The sequence below is a fragment of the Sphingobium sp. TomTYG65 genome (assembly GCF_055395525.1).
The window spans coordinates 1,306,045-1,323,463 of record NZ_AP027330.1 but is presented as its reverse complement, the minus strand read 5'-3'; the positions used below and the strand labels follow the sequence as shown (position 1 = coordinate 1,323,463).

The following is a 17,419-nucleotide window of genomic DNA, read 5'->3' as shown; positions in this document are numbered from 1 at the left end:
TCATGCCCAAGGTCAAAGTAGACGGCGTAGAACTCGAAGTCCCCGCGGGCGCGACTGTCCTGCAGGCTTGCGAGATGGCGGGGAAGGAAATTCCGCGCTTCTGCTATCATGAGCGGCTGAGCATCGCGGGCAATTGCCGCATGTGCCTGGTCGAAGTGAAGCCCGGACCGCCCAAGCCGCAGGCTTCGTGCGCGCTGCCCGCTGCTGAAAATCAGGAGATTTTCACGCAGACCGAGATGGTCAAGAAGGCGCGCGAAGGGGTGATGGAGTTCCTGCTCATCAACCACCCGCTCGATTGCCCGATCTGCGACCAGGGCGGCGAGTGCGACTTGCAGGACCAGTCGATCGCTTATGGCCGTGGCAAGAGCCGCTTCGACGAGAATAAGCGCGCGGTCACCGAGAAATATATGGGCCCGATCGTCAAGACGGTCATGACCCGCTGCATCCAGTGCACCCGCTGCGTGCGCTTTGCCGAGGAAGTCGCCGGCGTGCCGGAAATCGGCGCCATCTATCGCGGCGAGAATATGCAGATCACCACCTATCTCGAACATGCCGCGAAGAGCGAGCTGTCGGGCAATGTGGTGGACCTCTGCCCGGTCGGCGCGCTGACGTCCAAGCCCTATGCGTTCGAAGCGCGTCCTTGGGAGCTGCGCAAGACCCCGGCGATCGACGTGATGGATGCGGTAGGCACCAATATTCGTCTCGACAGCCGCGGCCGTCAGGTGCTGCGCGCCGTGCCGCGTATCAATGACGACGTGAACGAGGAATGGGCGAGCGACAAGACCCGGCACAACGTCGATGGTCTGGTGCGTAAGCGGCTCGACAAGCCGTTCATCCGCAAGGACGGCAAGCTGGTTGCGGCGACCTGGAACGAGGCCTTTGCAGCGATCGCCGCCGTTCAGCATGGCGGTTCGGTTGCGGCGCTGGCTGGCGACCTGCTCGATTGCGAAACGATGTTCGCGGCCAAGCTGCTGGTCGAGAAGCTCGGCGGTGCTGGCGCCATGCTGGAAGGGCGTCAGACTGGCCTTGCCTACGATGTGTCGAGCCTGTCGGCGGTGAACTTCAACACGACGCTGAACGGCATTGAGACCGCGGACGCGATCCTGCTGGTCGGCACCAACCTGCGCTGGGAAGCGCCGCTGGTGAACACGCGCATCCGCAAGGCGATCAAGCGCGGCGCGAAGGTTTTCGCGATCGGGCCCGAGGTTGATCTGACCTACAAGGTCGAGTGGCTGGGCAATGATGCGTCACTGCTCGCCAAGCTGCCACAAACCGTTGTTGAGGCGTTCGGCAAGGCGGCGCGTCCGGCGATGATCGTCGGTGGCGGCGTGCTGGCCAAGGACGGCGCGCATGGTGATACGCTGGCGCTGGTCGATACGCTCGGCCTCGTGAAGGATGGCTGGAACGGTTATAATGTCCTGCACTTCGCGGCAGCGCGCATGGGCGGGCTGATGCTCGGCTATACGACGCAGGGCGGCATCAAGGCGGTGGCTGCGGCCAAACCGAAGCTGCTCTTCTCGCTGGGCGCGGATGAAGTCGATTATTCGGCGTTCGAGGACAGCTTCAAGGTCTATGTTGGCCACCATGGCGACAAGGGCGCGCATGCGGCGGATGTGATCCTGCCGGGCGCGAGCTATGCCGAAAAGGCGGGCACCTACGTCAATCTGGAAGGTCGGGTGCAGCGCGGCGAAAAGGCCGTGTTCGCGCCGGGCGACGCCCGCGAGGACTGGTCGATCCTGCGCGCACTTTCGGAAGTGCTGGGCGCGACGCTGCCGTTCGACAATTTCGACGCGCTGCGCGCCGAAATGGCCAAGGCGGTTCCGGCTTTGGCGCAGGAAGGTTTGGCCGATTATGGCTGGTCCATTCCCAAGCTGCCCACCGGCGCGAGCGGCGAGTTCGGTTCGCCGATCAAGGATTTCTACCTGACCAACGCCATCTGCCGCGCCAGCCCGACGATGCAGCAATGCTCGGCAGAGCTGATCCACGGTGAGAGCTTCGCGGAGGCCGCAGAGTGACCGCATTCTTCCAAAATCTGGGCATGCCTTTCAACGGCGCTTGGCTGCTTTCGACGATCATCGGCATTTTGGTGATTGCCCTGCCGCTGATGCTGGCGGTGGCCATGGTCATCTATGCCGACCGCAAGATCTGGGCGGCGATGGCGCTGCGCCGGGGCCCGAACGTCGTGGGCCCCTTCGGCTTGCTCCAGTCGTTCGCGGACGGGGCGAAGGTGTTCCTGCAGGAAACCATCATCCCTTCGGCGGCCAATCGCGCGCTGTTCCTGATTGCGCCGATCATTACCTTCACGGTCGCGTTGATCGCCTGGGCGGTGATCCCGTTCCAGGCTGGCGTTGTGCTGGCCAATATCAATGTCGGCCTGCTCTACATCCTCGCGATCAGTTCGCTGGGCGTGTACGGGATCGTGCTGGCGGGTTGGGCGTCCAACTCCAAATACCCCTTCTATTCGGCGATCCGCGCCAGCGCGCAGATGATCAGCTATGAAGTCTCGATCGGCTTCATCCTGATCTGCGTCGTGCTGTGGGCGGGCAGCTTCAACCTCACCGCGATCGTGGAGAGCCAGAAGGGCTATTATGGCTTCATCAACGGTCATGCCTTCAACCCGTTGCTGTTCCCTATGGCGATCATGTTCCTGATTTCGGCGATGGCGGAAACCGGCCGCGCGCCTTTCGACCTGACCGAAGCGGAAAGCGAGTTGGTCGCGGGATATCAGACCGAATATTCGTCCATGTCGTTCGCGCTCTACTGGCTCGGTGAATATGCGAACGTGCTGCTGATGTGCGCGCTGAACGCCGTCCTGTTCTGGGGTGGCTATCTACCGCCGATCGATTGGGCGCCGCTCTATTATGTGCCGGGCATCATCTGGCTGTTCGCCAAGATCCTCTTCTTCTTCTTCGTCTTCTCCTGGGTGAAGGCGACGGTGCCCCGTTACCGTTACGACCAGCTGATGCGCCTGGGTTGGAAGGTGTTCCTGCCGACGTCGCTCTTCTTCGTCTTCCTGGTTTCGGGCTTCCTCATGTTTACGCGCTACGGAGGCGCACAATGAGCCTCGGCTACTACGTCAAGTCCTTTACCCTCTGGGAATTCGTGAAGGCGCATTGGTTGACGCTGAAGTATTTCTTCAAGCCCAAGGCGACCATCAACTATCCCTATGAGAAGAACCCGATTTCACCGCGGTTCCGGGGTGAGCATGCGTTGCGCCGCTATCCCAATGGGGAAGAGCGCTGCATCGCGTGCAAGCTGTGCGAAGCGATCTGTCCGGCGCAGGCGATCACCATCGAGGCGCAGCCGCGCGACGATGGTAGCCGCCGTACGACGCGCTACGACATCGACATGACCAAGTGCATCTATTGCGGTTTCTGCCAGGAAGCCTGCCCGGTGGATGCCATCGTCGAAGGTCCGAACTTCGAATTTTCGACCGAAACGCGTGAGGAGCTTATCTACGACAAGGCCAAGCTCCTTGAAAATGGTGACAAGTGGGAGCGTGCGATCGCCGCGAACCTTGCCGCCGATGCGCCCTATCGTTAAGCCGCGACCCGATCGAAGGGGGATAATGATCCTGTGATTCACGTCTTCGCCTTTTATCTGTTCGCCACTCTGGTGGTGTGCAGCGGCGCGCTGACGATCCTGTCGCGCAATCCGGTTCATTCGGTTCTGTGGCTGATCCTGGCGTTCTTCAACGCTGCGGGGCTGATGGTCCTGCTGGGCGCCGAATTCATCGCGATGCTGCTCATCATCGTCTATGTGGGGGCGGTTGCCGTGCTGTTCCTGTTCGTCGTCATGATGCTGGACATCGATTTCGCCGAACTGCGTGCTGGTTTCGTCGACTATTTACCGTTCGGCATGCTGATCGCGCTGGTGCTGCTGGCTGAAATCGTGCTGGGCATCGGCATCTGGAGCGCCGGGCCGATCGAGCTTGCTCAGCGTGCGGCGCCGGTGAACCCAGAACTCAGCAACATCCAGGCGATCGGGGTGCTGCTTTATACGCGCTACATCTTCCTGTTCGAAGCAGCGGGCATCGTGCTGCTGGTTGCGATGATCGGCGCGATCGTGCTGACGCACCGCGCGCGTGGTGGCGTGCGTGGGCAGATCATCGCCAAGCAGAACCGCCGCCGTCCGCAGGATGCGGTGCGTAACGTCAATCAGCCCGTGGGGCAGGGGGTGGAGCTGTGATCGGCCTTCAGCATTATCTGGTGGTCAGCGCGATCCTGTTCGTGATGGGGGTGCTGGGCATCTTCATCAACCGCAAGAATGTCATCATCATTCTGATGGCGATCGAACTGATCCTGCTTAGCGTGAACATCAACCTTGTCGCCTTCAGCGCCTTCCTCGGCGATCTGGTCGGCCAGGTGTTCAGCATGTTCGTGCTGACCGTCGCGGCGGGTGAAGCGGCCATCGGCCTCGCCATCCTCGTCATCTATTTCCGTGGTCGCGGCACTATCGCCGTCGATGATGTCAACCGGATGAAGGGCTAAAGCTCGATGATCCAGCTTATCGTCCTTCTCCCGCTCATCGCGGCTGTCATTGCCGGTCTTGGCAACAAGGCCCTGGGCAAGCTGCCCGCGAAGATCATCACCACTGGCGCGCTGTTCGTTTCCTGCGCGCTCAGCTGGCCGATCTTCATCAGCTTCCTGACGGGTCATGCCGAGCCTTATGTGGCTCCGGCCTTCACCTGGATTCAGTCGGGCAGCTTCGATGCCCAATGGGCGCTGCGCGTTGACGCGATGACTGCCGTTATGCTGGTGGTCATCACCAGCGTGTCGAGCCTCGTCCACCTTTACAGCTGGGGTTATATGGAGGAGGAGCCGGATCAGCCGCGCTTCTTCGCCTATCTGTCGCTCTTCACCTTTGCGATGCTGATGCTCGTGACGGCGAACAATCTGCTGCAGATGTTCTTCGGCTGGGAAGGCGTCGGTCTGGCGTCCTATCTGCTGATCGGTTTCTGGTTCCGTAAGCCCTCGGCCAATGCCGCCGCGATCAAGGCGTTCGTCGTCAACCGCGTCGGCGACCTTGGCTTCATGCTGGGCATTTTTGGCACCTATCTGGTGTTCAACACCATCTCGATTCCGGAAATCCTGGAAGCTGCGCCTTCTATGGCGGGTTCGACCATCGGTTTCCTTGGCCATCGCTTCGACACCATGACAGTGCTTTGCCTGCTGCTGTTCATCGGCGCGATGGGTAAGTCGGCGCAGCTCGGCCTCCACACATGGTTGCCGGACGCGATGGAAGGTCCGACCCCGGTGTCGGCGCTGATCCACGCCGCGACCATGGTGACCGCGGGTGTGTTCATGGTCTGCCGCCTGTCGCCCATGTTCGAAACCTCGCCGACGGCGCTGGGCTTTGTCACCTTCATCGGCGCTGCGACCTGTCTGTTCGCTGCGACCGTTGGCACGGTGCAGAACGACATCAAGCGCGTCATCGCCTATTCGACCTGTTCGCAGCTGGGCTACATGTTCTTCGCGGCTGGCGTTGGCGCTTATGGCGCGGCGATGTTCCACCTCTTCACCCATGCCTTCTTCAAGGCGCTGCTGTTCCTGGGCGCGGGCTCGGTCATCCATGCGATGCACCATGAGCAGGACATGCGTTACTATGGGGCGCTGCGGAAGGAGATTCCGATCACCTTCTGGACAATGACGCTGGGGACATTGGCCATCACCGGTGTAGGTATTCCGCTGCTCGGCTATGGCTTCGCTGGCTTTTATTCGAAGGACTCTATCCTGGAGGCGGCCTTCGCTGCCGGCGGCAATGGCGTGGGCGCCTTCCTTGTGGGGACTTTCGCCGCGCTGCTGACGAGCTTCTACAGCTGGCGTCTGGTGTTCCTCACCTTCTTCGGTAAGCCGCGCTGGGCCGCTTCTGAGCATATCCAGCACGCGATCCATGGCCATCATGAATCGCCGGATGAAGAAACCACGCATGACGATCACGCGACGCATGGTCATGGGTCGGAGCATGCCAATGCTCCGGCACAGGAGAATGCAGGTCATGATCCGCATGGCTACGAAGCTGATGCGCATGCGCTGCAAGGGGGTACGGGCGGCTATCATCCGCATGAAAGCCCTTGGGTCATGCTGCTGCCGTTGGTGGTGCTGAGCCTGGGTGCGGTGTTTGCCGGCTTCATCTTCCATGACCAGTTCATCGGGCCGGAGGGCGGCGTTGAGTTCTGGAAGGGCGCGCTGGCGTTCGACAGCCACCTGATGCACGCGAGCCATGAAGTGCCGACCTGGGTCAAGTTCGCGCCATTCACGGTGATGCTGACCGGCTTCGCCATCGCCTGGCTCAGCTACATCAAGAATACCGACTGGCCGCGCCGCTTCGTTGCTGAGTTCGGGGTTCTGTACCGGTTCCTGCTCAACAAATGGTATTTTGACGAGCTGTATAACTTCCTGTTCGTCAAGCCTGCCTTCGCCATCGGCCGCTTCTTCTGGAAGTTCGGTGATGTGGGCTTCATCGACCGGTTCGGCCCCAACGGGCTCGCAGCGCTGGTCGTGCAGGGCAACAAAGTCACCCGCCGGCTTCAGTCTGGCTATCTCTACACATACGCGCTGGTGATGCTGATCGGCCTCGCCGCGGCCGCAACCTGGGCGATGACACGATAATGGACGGCTTCCCCATCCTTTCCCTGATGATGGCAGTGCCGATGGCGGGGGCCATCGCCTGCCTCTATGCGGGCGCGAACACCGCGCGCTGGATCGCGCTGCTGGCGACGCTGGTGGATCTGGCGCTCGGCGTGCTGCTCTGGGCGAATTTCGATCAGTCCGGCAGTGCGGCGCAGTGGCAGTTCCAGGAATATGCGCCGATCTTCGGCCGCTTTGCCTGGGCGCTTGGGATCGACGGCATCGCCCTGGTCCTGATCATGCTGACTGTCTTCCTGATGCCGATCTGCATCGGAGCGAGCTGGCAGGCCATCGAAAAGCGGGTCGGCGAATATATGGCCGCCTTCCTGTTCATGGAGGTGCTGATGATCGGCGTCTTCACAGCGCAGGATCTCTACCTCTTCTATGTGATGTTCGAGGCGGGTCTGATCCCGATGTACCTGATCATCGGCATCTGGGGTGGCGCAGACCGCATCTACGCGTCCTACAAATTCTTCCTCTACACATTGCTCGGTTCGGTGCTGATGCTGATCGCGATGATGTGGATGGTGCATGAAGCAGGCACCACCGACATCCCGACGCTGATGGCCTATAATTTCGATCCGCATGTGCAAATCTGGCTGTTCCTGGCCTTCTTCGCGAGTTTTGCGGTCAAGATGCCGATGTGGCCCGTCCACACCTGGTTGCCGGACGCGCACGTGCAGGCGCCGACCGCGGGTTCGGTCATTCTGGCGGGCGTTCTGTTGAAGATGGGTGGCTACGGCTTCATCCGCTTCTCGCTCCCGATGTTCCCGGAAGCTTCGGCGCAGCTCGCCTGGCTGGTCTGGGGCCTTTCGATGGTGGCGGTGGTTTATACCAGCCTTGTCGCCCTTGTTCAGACCGACATGAAGAAGCTGATCGCCTATTCGTCGGTCGCCCATATGGCGATCGTGACGGTTGGCCTGTTCGCCTTCAACCAGGCAGGCATCGAAGGCGCGATGATGGTGATGCTGGGCCACGGCCTGGTGTCGGGCGCGCTGTTCCTGTGCGTGGGCGTCATTTACGACCGTCTGCATACACGTGAAATCTCGCGCTATGGCGGCCTCAGCATAAACATGCCCAAATATGCGGTGCTGTTCCTGCTGTTCACCATGGCCTCTGTCGGCCTGCCGGGTACGAGCAATTTTGTCGGTGAGTTTCTGGCGCTGATGGGTATCTACCAGGCTTCGAGCTGGGTAGCGCTGGTCTGCACGACGGGCATCATCCTGGGCGCGGCCTACATGCTCTATCTCTACTGCCGCATCGCCTATGGCGAGCAGAAGAATGCCGACGCCGCCGCGATGCCCGACTTGTCGATGCGGGAAATGTGGCTGCTGGCACCGATCGCCGCGGCCGTGCTGTGGATGGGCATCTATCCCGAGAGCTTCCTGGCGCCGATGCGTTCGGACATTCGCGCGCTGGAAGCCCGCATCGCTTCTGCCGCTCCGGCTGGCGATTCCAAGATCAAGATGGGGCCTGCCATCCCTCCGGCGGAAGCCCATGCTACTGAAGCCCATGCCGCGCACGGGGAGGCGCACTAATGATTGATTCCGCTTCCCTTCTGGCGGTCCTGCCGGAACTGATCCTGACCGCTGGCGGTCTGGTGTTGATGCTGATCGCCGCTTTCGGCGGTGATGGCACCGCCCGCGTCGTGAATTGGCTGTCGGTGCTGACACTGGTCGTCGCCGCTTTGGCGCTCCCTTGCTCACTGGCGCATGGGCCTCTTGCCTTTGACGGGCTGGTCCGCGCTGACGCCTTTTCGGCCTTCGCCAAGATATTGATCTATGGCGCGGCGGGTGCTGCAATCCTGCTGGCGCCGCGCTATTTCCTGGTGGGCGGCGTGCTGCGTCCGGAATATCCGGTGCTGATCCTGTTCAGCAGCATCGGCATGGGCATGATGGTGTCTGCCGGCGATCTGCTGACGCTTTATATCGGTTTGGAGATGCAGAGCCTCGCAGCCTATGTGCTGGCGAGCTTCATGCAGCAGGATGAGAGGTCGTCGGAGGCGGGGCTTAAATATTTCGTCCTGGGTTCGCTGGCGAGCGGCATCCTGCTTTATGGCACGGCGCTGCTCTATGGCTTCACCGGTGGCACCAGCTTTGATGGTATTGCGGTTGCGCTGGGCGACGGTGTGGGCAAGGGCGAACTGTTCGGGATGGTGTTCCTGCTTGCCGGTCTGGCCTTCAAGATGAGCGCGGTGCCGTTCCACATGTGGACGCCCGACGTCTATGAAGGCGCGCCGACGCCGGTCACGACCTTCTTCGGCAGTGCGCCCAAGGTTGCGGCGATGGCGCTGACGGTGCGCGTCGCGATTGAGGCCTTGGGCCCGGCGGGGCTCGATTGGCAGCAGATCGTGATCTTCGTTGCGCTTGCTTCGATTATCTTTGGCGCGGTTGCGGCGATCGGGCAGACCAATATCAAGCGCCTGATGGCTTATTCGTCGATCAACAATGTGGGCTTCGCGCTGATCGGCCTGGCTGCCGCAACGCCTGCCGGTGTGGCGGCGACGATGAGCTACATGGCGATCTACGTCGTGATGACGATTGGCGGCTTCGCCTGCATCCTGCAGATGCGCGATGCGGAAGGGCGTCCGGTTGAAAGCATCGCCAGCCTGGCTGGTCTGTCGCAGTCGCGTAAAGGGCTCGCTGCGGCGCTTGCGATCTTCATGTTCTCGATGGCCGGTATCCCGCCGCTCTTCGGCTTCTGGGCGAAGTTCCTGGTGTTCGATGCGGCGGTGGCCGCAGGGCTGACGGCGCTTGCCGCCTTCGGCATCGCAGCCTCGGTGATCGGGGCCTTCTATTATCTGAAGATCATCAAGACGATGTATTTCGACGAACCGGCCGCTGCCTATGAAGCGCGGGGCGGAGCTGTCGAGAATGTCATCCTGACCGCGTGCGCGGCGGTGATCGTCTTCGGTTATCTGCTGAACCCGTTGCTCGACAAGGCGAGCGCTGCGGCTGCGGCGTCGTTGTTCTGAGCGACATCCGCTTCGTCGAGGAGACTGGCTCCACCAACGCAGACATGCTTGCGTTGGCGGAGCAGGGCTTGGCCGAAGGGAGTTGGCTGCGCGCCGGCCGTCAGACCGGCGGGCGAGGGCGCATGGGGCGCTCCTGGGAAAGCCCTGAGGGCAATCTTTACTGTTCGACGCTGGTGCGGCTGCGGCCCGATGATCCGCCGCCGCATATGCTGGCGCTGGTTGCGGCCAATGCGGTGCACGCGCTTGTTGCGCCGTTGTGCGCTGGTCAGGCGCGGATAAAATGGCCCAATGACGTGCTGGTGGATGGGGCGAAGATCGCGGGTATCCTGCTCGAGCGGGCCGGAGATGCGGTGGTCGTAGGGATCGGCATCAATGTGACGGGTCATCCGACCGGGCTGGACCGGCCGGTGACGAGTTTGGCGGCACAAGCTGTCAGCGACGCAAGCGCGGGTGTGCTGATCAAGCGGCTTGCCGAACTGTTTGCGCACTGGCTGGCGGTCTGGCGGGCTCAGGGACTGGAGCCCGTCTGCGCCCACTGGCTACTCAACGCACATCCCAAAGGGACTGCCATGCGCGTCGTTCAACCGGATGGTGAAGTGGTTGAGGGTTCATTCGATACCCTCGATCAGCAAGGCATGCTGATCCTGCGCTTGGCGAATGGCGACGCGCGTGCCATTCATGCGGGCGACATCCTTCTCATCTGATATCCGGGGGACCGGCCATGCTTCTCGCGATCGACGCGGGTAATACCAATGTGGTTTTCGCACTGCTAGAGGGGCGGGAGATCCGCGCGCGCTGGCGGATCGCGACCGATCCGCGACGCACTGCCGATGAGTATGCGGTATGGCTCAATCAGCTGCTCATGCTGGAGGGCTATGGCATCGGCGACGTGGACGCGGTGATCATCGCCACCGTCGTTCCCCGCGCGCTGCATAATCTGCAGGTTCTGGCGGAGAAATATTTCAAGACGGCTCCCTTGGTGGCGGGGCAGGCGCCGGTGGAATGGGGCATCGAACTGGACGTGGCGGAGCCCGCGTCGGTTGGGGCGGACCGGGTTGTTAATGCCATCGCCGCGCACCATCTTTATGACGGCGATCTGATCGTCATTGATTTCGGGACGGCGACGACCTTCGACGTCATCGATTATCATGGCACCTACAAGGGCGGCATCATCGCGCCGGGTATCAACCTGTCGCTGGATGCGCTAGTTGCGGCGGCGGCAAAGCTGCCCAAGATTGCCATCGCGCCGCCGGAGAACCGTTCGGTTATCGGTCGAACGACAGAAGCGCAGATGCATATCGGCGTGTTCTGGGGCTATGTGGCGATGATGGAAGGGCTGGTCGCCCGGATGCGGGCGGAGATTGGCCGCCCCGCCAAAGTGATTTCTACAGGCGGGCTCGCCGTCCTGTTTGATGAGAATAGCGATATTTTCGATGCGATCGCACCGGACCTCACCATTTTGGGGTTGGCGCTGTTGCACGAGAGGAGTTTGAATAACTAATGACACCTGGAAATGAGCTGCTCTTCCTGGCCCTCGGCGGGTCGGGTGAGATCGGCATGAATGTCAATCTTTACGGCTGCCAAGGCAAATGGGTGATGGTCGATCTGGGCCTCACTTTTGCCGACCCGGCTTATCCCGGGGTGGAACTGGTGCTGCCGGACCTCACCTTCATCGAGGAGCGACGCGAAGACCTGCTCGGCATCGTCGTGACCCATGGGCATGAGGATCATATCGGGGCGATCCCTTATTTGGCGGCTGACCTGGGCGTGCCGCTTTACGCGACGCCGTTCACGGCGGGGCTGATCCGGCTGAAGCTGGAGGAAGAAGGGCTGACCCAAGAGGTCGAGCTGAATGTAATCGAGAACGAGGGCAGCTTTGCCCTGGGGCCGTTCGGCTTCCGTTATGTGCCGCTGGCGCACTCGATCCCGGAGGGCAACGCGGTTCTCATCGACACGCCCTTTGGACGGATTTTCCACACCGGCGATTGGAAGCTGGATGAAAAGCCGCTGCTGGGCCAACCATCGACGCCCGAGGAACTGACGGCGATCGGCGACGAGGGCGTGCTGGCTTTGGTGTGCGACAGCACCAATGTTTTCAATCCAGAGGCTAGCGGGTCGGAAGGCGATGTTCGCGAAGGGTTGATGCAGACGATCGCTGGGGCCAAGGGTCGTGTGCTGGTCACCACCTTTGCATCCAACGCCGCGCGGCTGCAGACGCTGGGTGAGGTGGCGAACGCCGTGGGACGCAAGTTGTGCGTGGCAGGGCGTTCGCTCGACCGGATCATCGCAACGGCGCGAGCGGCGGGTTATCTCAAGGACTTTCCGCCGACGGTCGATTGGGACGACGTAATGGCGCTGCCGCATAATGAGGTGATGATCATCGCCACCGGCGGCCAGGGTGAATCGCGGGCGGCCTTGTCGCGGATCGCCTTTGACAGCCATCCGATCAAGCTGGACGCGGGCGACCTGGTCGTCTTTTCTTCCAAGCAGATACCTGGCAACGAAATCGCCATTGGACGCATCCAGAATGCGCTGGCGACCAAGGGCGTGCTGATGGTGACGGATCGCCAGGCCGAAGTGCATGTGTCGGGGCATCCGGGTCGGCCTGAACTGGAGGCGATGTATCGTTGGGTGCGGCCGCAGATTCTGTTGCCGGTGCATGGCGAGCGGCGGCATATGGCGGAGCAAGCTCGGCTTGGTCTGGCAAGCGGGGTGCCGCATGCGGTGGTGCAGTCCAATGGCGACTTGCTGCGACTGGCCCCCAATGGTCCGGAGATTATCGGCCATGAGGCGACGGGCAGGCTGGTACTCGACGGCGATGTGATCCTCCCCGCAGACGGGTCCACCATGAATGAGCGGCGCAAGGTTGCCCTGCACGGACAGATCAGCGTCGCTGTTGCGCTGGATCGCAAGGGCAAGCTGATCGGCGAGCCCGCTTTGCGTACCCAAGGCGTGCCGGTGGAAGAGGATAAGGCTGCGTTTCTGGCGGAAGCTGCGGATGAAGCCGCTCAGGCCGTTCCCAAGGGCTCGCAGGACGAAGAAGCACTCCGCGAGCGGGTGCGCCTAGCTGTGCGGCGGACCGCTACGCGCTGGACCGGCAAAAAGCCGGTGGTGGACGTCCTGCTCATTCGCGCTTAAGGCTGCGGCCCATGAACTGGTACGCGATCTTCGCCATTTATGTGCTGTTCTGGGTGATCAGCGCGTTCATCGTCTTGCCCTTCGGCATTCGTACGCCCGATGAGACGGGCGAGGTGATGCTGAAAGGGCAAGCGGACAGCGCGCCTAGCAACTTTCGTCCCGGCATGGTGGCGATCCGGGCGACGATACTGTCTGCTGCGCTGTTCGGGCTATATTATGCCAATTATGTGGAAGGATGGGTGACGCTCGAGCGGTTTACCCACCCATCCTGAGTTTCCGAACAGAAGAGAGCTGCGCCAAGGTCAGTCGGGGCGATGTGAGAGGCGCGCGGGCTAAAGGTCTCTCAGTGCAGCCCCACCGCGGGGATGTCGCTGTCGATCGACATCATCATGATGATGAGTTCCGACCGCGACTTGATGCCAAGCTTTTGGAAAATACTGTGCAGGTGCACTTTGACCGTGCCTTCGGTCAGGCCGCAACGCGCGGCGATCTCGCGATTGCGCAGGCCCGCGCGGATGAGGCCGGCGATCTCGAGTTCCCTGTCAGTAAGGGTCGAGAGGGCGTTGCTGTCGTTTGCGGGGGCGGAGATGCTGTGTACCAGCGCCTGTTCCATGACGAACGGTGAAATGCTTTTGTTGCCGCTCAGCACCTGACCGATGCAGGTCAGCAATTCGTTGGGATCACTGTCCTTCAGCACGACGCCGTCCACGCCGAGCTTGATCGCTTCGAGCGTCTGATCGGGGCGGATATGGACAGTCATGAAGATGACCGGAACGGTGCTGCCGCTGCTGCGGATGGCTGAAAGGATCGCAAGGCCGCCGCCGTCCTTCATGCTGACGTCCAGGATCAGCAGGTCCGGCTGTTCCGCCTGAAGGCGGGAAATGGCCTCATCCACCGATCGGGCGCAGAAGATAACATCATGGCCATGCGAGCTGAGGAACTGCGCCATGCCGTCCAGGAAGATCGGGTGATCGTCAACAATTGCAATCTGGGCCATCATATTGGGGACCTCGGTAAGGATGAAGGCAGTCTGATCGAAATGAGTGAATTCATGCTTAAGTTGTGGAAATAGGCGGTTCCGCCGATCTTTCCCAAACGCTTCATGATTGATTGCGACTGAAGTTCAAAGTCGCCGGTGTAGCTTTCCCGCTTCACAGGCTGAGCGCCCGGATTGTCCTTGAGCGCGATCAATATCTCGTCATCCGCCTGCGCCAGGGAAACGCTGATATGCTGGGCAGCGGCATGCTTGACCGCATTGGCCGCGGCTTCCCGGATAAGGAATTCGACCTCTGCGGCGGTCTCGGGCAGCACGGTCACGGGATGATCGATGGGGTTCAGCTGACACTCAATGCCCCATTGCAGGGCGATGAAGCGGCAGCAGCGTTCCACCTCCCGGCCCAGTTCGACATTGCCGGTGGCGGTCTCGGTCGTGCTGAGAAGGCGGCGGAGATGGGCCTGTTCCGCTGTGACAAGCTCCTCCATCGCGCGCAGTTCCGCGAGCTGATGGGGAGCGTCGATAGCGGCGAGGCCATGGATCGCGGTCACAAGCCGTACTCGCAGCGCGGCCAGCGTCTGAAGGACGCTGTCATGCAGGTCGCGGCTGAGCGCGAGGCGGGCTTCGGCAAAGGTACGCTCACGCCAGGCGAGGAAGAAGAAGTGCCGTTCCAGGAATAGCTCGAGCCCTTCCTGGATGCGCAGCGCGCGCAGAAGCGCAGCGGGCGACCAGCCGTGACGCGTACCGACGAAGAGGCGGCCGCGCAGTTCGCCAGTTTGGACATGGAAGCTGAGACCCTGGCCAGCGCCCATTATGTCGAGTACCGCTTCGGTAAGGTGCCCAGCCTTTTCATTGCGCAAAATGCCAAGCCGGCTGCGGAGCAGGATGCGGCTTGATTGGCTGGAATAGAGGAAGGGAGCCTCGCGCGGAGTTATGCCGAGCAGGCCATCGGCCTGGCGCTCTGGCAAGCTGATGGTGCGTGCGCCTTCGCTATCCAGGATTTCGCACTGGATCGGGCCTTCATCCATCTGCCAGACGAAGGTGCAGTAGCGGGCGGCCATCAGGTCGGAAATCTGTTCGACGACAAAGCGCGGAAGAGATTTCTGAAAAGATAGGCCCACGGCCTGCAGTCGCTCCGACCAACTGATCAGCCGTTTTTCCAGGATCGACATGCTGAGCATGGCTGCCGCGATGGTGCAGCCAATGAGGACGGTAAGCCCGTCAATTGCCCGGTCCACCTCCGCCACATGGCGAGCGGATGCCCAGGATTCATAATAGCCACGCGCCAGAAAGGCGAGGACGAGGCAAAGGGCGAGGACAATGATGGAGCCGCGCCCAAAGCGGTCAGATGCCGACCAGGCGACGAAGAAGAGGCAGGCGAGCGCGGCGATCTGCAAGGGCTCGCACAGCACGATCACCGTCAGGAATATGATGACATCGACGAAGAGCGACATCGGGCGCAGCAGAAGAGCCAGCGGCGGAGTCAGCATATGCTGCGCGATACTGGCAAAGGTCCAGAACCAGATTCCTGCCTCAACAATGAACATGGTCCGCGCGAAATCGGGCTCGCTGCTGAACATGGCAGAAGCCTGCCAACTGGCGGCGACGGCAAAGGCGACGCGGGATATGGCAAAACCCAGCGTCGGCGATCGACCCAGCCAAAGCACCAGGCGATCCATGGCTGTGGATGACGCCTTGGGCATATTCAACATGGTGGCATGTCCCCCGACTCCCACAGGAATATCTGACCACAGTCAGGGCGCGGACACAACTTATATCGCTGCCACAAGAAGTCGGATCTGTCCCATGGCGCGACAGGAACGGCCCGGCTAAGGAAGGGGAATGGCGGTGCTGATCACTCCTGCCCTGGTCTGCGGGGTACGGTCCCATGGTGAACATGGCGCGATTGGGCGGCTGCTGACTCCCGATCATGGTCTGTTGGCGGGTTATGTGCGGGGCGGGAGGTCGCGAGCGCTGCGGCCTGTGCTGCTGCCGGGGAATAGCGTCAAAGCCGAGTTTCGCGCGCGGACGGAGGAGCAGCTTGCCGGGCTTACGGTGGAGTTGGAGCATAGCCGGGCGCCGCTGCTGTCCGAGCCCCTGCCTGCGGCAGCGATCGATTGGGTCTGCGCGCTGACGGCGGCGGCGTTGCCGGAAGGGACTCCCTATCCTGCGCTTTATCAGGCGTTGGACGGGGTGCTGGGCGCGATCGATGCTGCACCCGCTGCGCGAGGATGGGCGGTGGCATTGGTGCGATATGAGCTGCTGCTGCTGGCGGAGCTGGGCTTTGGGCTGGACCTCGGCCGATGTGCCGCGACGGGTGGAGCCGACGACCTGGCCTATGTCAGTCCGCGGAGCGCGGCGGCGGTGAGCCGGGAAGCTGCTGCGGGATATGAGAGCCGATTGCTGCGGCTGCCCTCCTTTTTGCTGCAGGGGGGGCCAGGGGAATGGAGCGAGATATTGGACGGGCTGCGGCTGACGGGCTTCTTTCTGGAGCGGTCGGTGCTGATCGAATGGAAGGCCGATGTGCTGGCTGCACGCGAGAGGCTGGTCGATCGCCTCAAAAGAGCGGTTGCGTGAGGCGCGGCGGCTTCATAAGGGGCGGCCATCAGTTCTAAGGAGTTGCCGCCATGTTGATCGCCCTTTTTCCCGGAGATGGTATCGGACCCGAGATCATCGCACAGGCGCGGCGCGTGCTGGATGCGCTGGCGATCGACGGCTTGACCTATGAAGAAGGGCTGGTCGGCGGTGCGGCGTATAAGGCAGTGGGGCATCCGCTGCCGCCCGAGACGCTGGACATTGCGCGGCGCGCTGACGCCATTCTGTTTGGCGCGGTGGGTGATCCGGACTGCGATTCGCTGGAGCGGCACCTGCGTCCCGAGCAGGCGATCCTGGGGTTGCGCAAGGCGCTGGGCCTCTTCTCCAACCTGCGCCCCGCCAAGGTGTTTCCAGAACTGGCCGATGCTTCCGCGCTCAAGAAGGAGGTGGCCAGCGCCATCGACCTGCTGATCGTGCGCGAAACCAATGGCGACGTCTATTTCGGCGAAAAGGGGATGCGCAAGACCGCCGAAGGGCTGCGCGAAGGTTATGACATCATGTCCTACAATGAAGAGCAGGTGCGCAAGATCGCGCATCAGGGCTTCCAGGCGGCGCGGGCGCGTCGTGGCAAGCTCTGCTCGGTGGACAAGGCCAATGTGCTGGAGACGAGCCAGCTGTGGCGCGATGTGGTGATCGAGGTGTCGGCGGAATATCCCGACGTCGCCCTGTCCCACATGTATGTCGATAACGCCGCGATGCAGTTGGTGCGTGATCCGGGCCAGTTTGACGTGATCGTCACGGGCAACATGTTCGGCGACATTCTTTCAGATCAGGCGAGCATGTGCGTGGGCTCCATCGGCATGCTGGCGTCGGCAACGCTTAACGACAGCAATCAGGGCCTTTATGAACCGATCCATGGCTCTGCGCCTGACATTGCCGGGCAGGGCAAGGCCAATCCGCTGGCAACGGTCCTGTCGGCGGGCATGATGCTTCGTTATTCGCTGGGTCTGCCGGAACAGGCCGACCGGATCGAGGCTGCGGTTGCCAAGGCGCTTGCCAATGGCGCACGCAGCCCGGACCTTGGCGGCAGCATGAACACGGTCGAGATGGGCGACGCGGTGCTGGCGGCGCTGAAGTAAGGAACAAGCG

16 protein-coding genes are annotated in these 17,419 nt (G+C 61.8%); 14 read left to right on the top strand and 2 right to left on the bottom strand.

Features of this window, described 5'->3' with window-relative positions; translation table 11 throughout:
- The first annotated feature begins 2 nt into the window (after nt 1–2).
- From nuoG to ACZ5Y5_RS06490, 12 genes are read left to right on the top strand one after another with little or no spacing between them, the layout of a single operon-like run.
- The gene (nuoG, locus tag ACZ5Y5_RS06545; protein ID WP_464810362.1) at nt 3–2,015 is read left to right on the top strand and encodes an NADH-quinone oxidoreductase subunit NuoG; all 2,013 of its coding nucleotides are present in this window, start codon (nt 3–5) and stop codon (nt 2,013–2,015) included.
- Entirely contained in the window at nt 2,012–3,061 is a 1,050-nt protein-coding gene (nuoH, locus tag ACZ5Y5_RS06540) for an NADH-quinone oxidoreductase subunit NuoH (protein ID WP_464810361.1), read from the top strand. Before nuoG ends, nuoH begins: the two co-directional genes overlap by 4 nt.
- Nucleotides 3,058–3,543 carry an NADH-quinone oxidoreductase subunit NuoI gene (gene nuoI, locus ACZ5Y5_RS06535; RefSeq protein ID WP_464810360.1) on the top strand — a complete coding sequence of 162 codons (486 nt, stop codon included), beginning with the start codon at nt 3,058–3,060 and terminating at the stop codon, nt 3,541–3,543. Before nuoH ends, nuoI begins: the two co-directional genes overlap by 4 nt.
- 33 nt (nt 3,544–3,576) lie before the next feature.
- Entirely contained in the window at nt 3,577–4,188 is a 612-nt protein-coding gene (locus ACZ5Y5_RS06530) for an NADH-quinone oxidoreductase subunit J (protein ID WP_464810359.1), read from the top strand.
- The gene (nuoK, locus tag ACZ5Y5_RS06525; protein ID WP_037463269.1) at nt 4,185–4,490 is read left to right on the top strand and encodes an NADH-quinone oxidoreductase subunit NuoK; all 306 of its coding nucleotides are present in this window, start codon (nt 4,185–4,187) and stop codon (nt 4,488–4,490) included. Before ACZ5Y5_RS06530 ends, nuoK begins: the two co-directional genes overlap by 4 nt.
- A 6-nt stretch (nt 4,491–4,496) precedes the next feature.
- On the top strand, nt 4,497–6,611 hold the full coding sequence (gene nuoL / locus ACZ5Y5_RS06520; RefSeq protein ID WP_464810358.1) for an NADH-quinone oxidoreductase subunit L: 2,115 nt from the start codon (nt 4,497–4,499) through the stop codon (nt 6,609–6,611).
- The gene (locus ACZ5Y5_RS06515; RefSeq protein WP_464810357.1) at nt 6,611–8,167 is read left to right on the top strand and encodes an NADH-quinone oxidoreductase subunit M; all 1,557 of its coding nucleotides are present in this window, start codon (nt 6,611–6,613) and stop codon (nt 8,165–8,167) included. Before nuoL ends, ACZ5Y5_RS06515 begins: the two co-directional genes overlap by 1 nt.
- On the top strand, nt 8,167–9,603 hold the full coding sequence (gene nuoN / locus ACZ5Y5_RS06510) for an NADH-quinone oxidoreductase subunit NuoN (RefSeq protein ID WP_464810356.1): 1,437 nt from the start codon (nt 8,167–8,169) through the stop codon (nt 9,601–9,603). Before ACZ5Y5_RS06515 ends, nuoN begins: the two co-directional genes overlap by 1 nt.
- A 5-nt stretch (nt 9,604–9,608) precedes the next feature.
- Complete coding sequence (locus ACZ5Y5_RS06505; protein WP_464810486.1) at nt 9,609–10,307, top strand: biotin--[acetyl-CoA-carboxylase] ligase; 699 nt, start codon at nt 9,609–9,611, stop codon at nt 10,305–10,307.
- A 17-nt stretch (nt 10,308–10,324) separates the two neighbouring features.
- Nucleotides 10,325–11,104, top strand: a complete 780-nt coding sequence (locus ACZ5Y5_RS06500; RefSeq protein ID WP_464810355.1) for a type III pantothenate kinase — start codon at nt 10,325–10,327, stop codon at nt 11,102–11,104.
- Nucleotides 11,104–12,741 (top strand): ribonuclease J, encoded by a 1,638-nt coding sequence (locus ACZ5Y5_RS06495; protein ID WP_464810354.1) that lies wholly within the window; start codon nt 11,104–11,106, stop codon nt 12,739–12,741. Before ACZ5Y5_RS06500 ends, ACZ5Y5_RS06495 begins: the two co-directional genes overlap by 1 nt.
- Before the next feature lie 11 nt (nt 12,742–12,752).
- On the top strand, nt 12,753–13,013 hold the full coding sequence (locus ACZ5Y5_RS06490) for a DUF1467 family protein (protein WP_464810353.1): 261 nt from the start codon (nt 12,753–12,755) through the stop codon (nt 13,011–13,013).
- Nucleotides 13,014–13,084: 71 nt separating this feature from the next.
- On the opposite strand, the gene ACZ5Y5_RS06485 is transcribed toward ACZ5Y5_RS06490, so the two are convergent.
- Both ACZ5Y5_RS06485 and ACZ5Y5_RS06480 read right to left on the bottom strand, forming a co-directional pair.
- Complete coding sequence (locus ACZ5Y5_RS06485; protein ID WP_464810352.1) at nt 13,085–13,738, bottom strand: response regulator; 654 nt, start codon at nt 13,736–13,738, stop codon at nt 13,085–13,087.
- Nucleotides 13,738–15,447, bottom strand: a complete 1,710-nt coding sequence (locus ACZ5Y5_RS06480) for a histidine kinase (RefSeq protein WP_464810351.1) — start codon at nt 15,445–15,447, stop codon at nt 13,738–13,740. Before ACZ5Y5_RS06480 ends, ACZ5Y5_RS06485 begins: the two co-directional genes overlap by 1 nt.
- Nucleotides 15,448–15,577: 130 nt before the next feature.
- Between ACZ5Y5_RS06480 and recO the strand changes: the two genes are divergently transcribed.
- Nucleotides 15,578–16,312, top strand: coding sequence for a DNA repair protein RecO (recO, locus tag ACZ5Y5_RS06475; protein WP_464810350.1), 735 nt, complete (start codon nt 15,578–15,580; stop codon nt 16,310–16,312).
- A 50-nt stretch (nt 16,313–16,362) separates the two neighbouring features.
- Nucleotides 16,363–17,409, top strand: a complete 1,047-nt coding sequence (gene leuB / locus ACZ5Y5_RS06470) for a 3-isopropylmalate dehydrogenase (protein ID WP_464810349.1) — start codon at nt 16,363–16,365, stop codon at nt 17,407–17,409.
- The last annotated feature ends 10 nt before the right edge of the window (nt 17,410–17,419 follow it).

Coding starts and splice junctions, on each gene's coding strand:
- nuoG (WP_464810362.1), top strand. CDS start 3: ATGCCCAAGGTCAAAGTAGACGGCGTAGAACTCGAAGTCCCCGCGGGC.
- nuoI (WP_464810360.1), top strand. CDS start 3,058: ATGAGCCTCGGCTACTACGTCAAGTCCTTTACCCTCTGGGAATTCGTG.
- nuoL (WP_464810358.1), top strand. CDS start 4,497: ATGATCCAGCTTATCGTCCTTCTCCCGCTCATCGCGGCTGTCATTGCC.
- ACZ5Y5_RS06515 (WP_464810357.1), top strand. CDS start 6,611: ATGGACGGCTTCCCCATCCTTTCCCTGATGATGGCAGTGCCGATGGCG.
- nuoN (WP_464810356.1), top strand. CDS start 8,167: ATGATTGATTCCGCTTCCCTTCTGGCGGTCCTGCCGGAACTGATCCTG.
- ACZ5Y5_RS06500 (WP_464810355.1), top strand. CDS start 10,325: ATGCTTCTCGCGATCGACGCGGGTAATACCAATGTGGTTTTCGCACTG.
- ACZ5Y5_RS06495 (WP_464810354.1), top strand. CDS start 11,104: ATGACACCTGGAAATGAGCTGCTCTTCCTGGCCCTCGGCGGGTCGGGT.
- ACZ5Y5_RS06490 (WP_464810353.1), top strand. CDS start 12,753: ATGAACTGGTACGCGATCTTCGCCATTTATGTGCTGTTCTGGGTGATC.
- ACZ5Y5_RS06485 (WP_464810352.1), bottom strand. CDS start 13,738: ATGGCCCAGATTGCAATTGTTGACGATCACCCGATCTTCCTGGACGGC.
- ACZ5Y5_RS06480 (WP_464810351.1), bottom strand. CDS start 15,447: ATGTTGAATATGCCCAAGGCGTCATCCACAGCCATGGATCGCCTGGTG.
- recO (WP_464810350.1), top strand. CDS start 15,578: ATGGCGGTGCTGATCACTCCTGCCCTGGTCTGCGGGGTACGGTCCCAT.
- leuB (WP_464810349.1), top strand. CDS start 16,363: ATGTTGATCGCCCTTTTTCCCGGAGATGGTATCGGACCCGAGATCATC.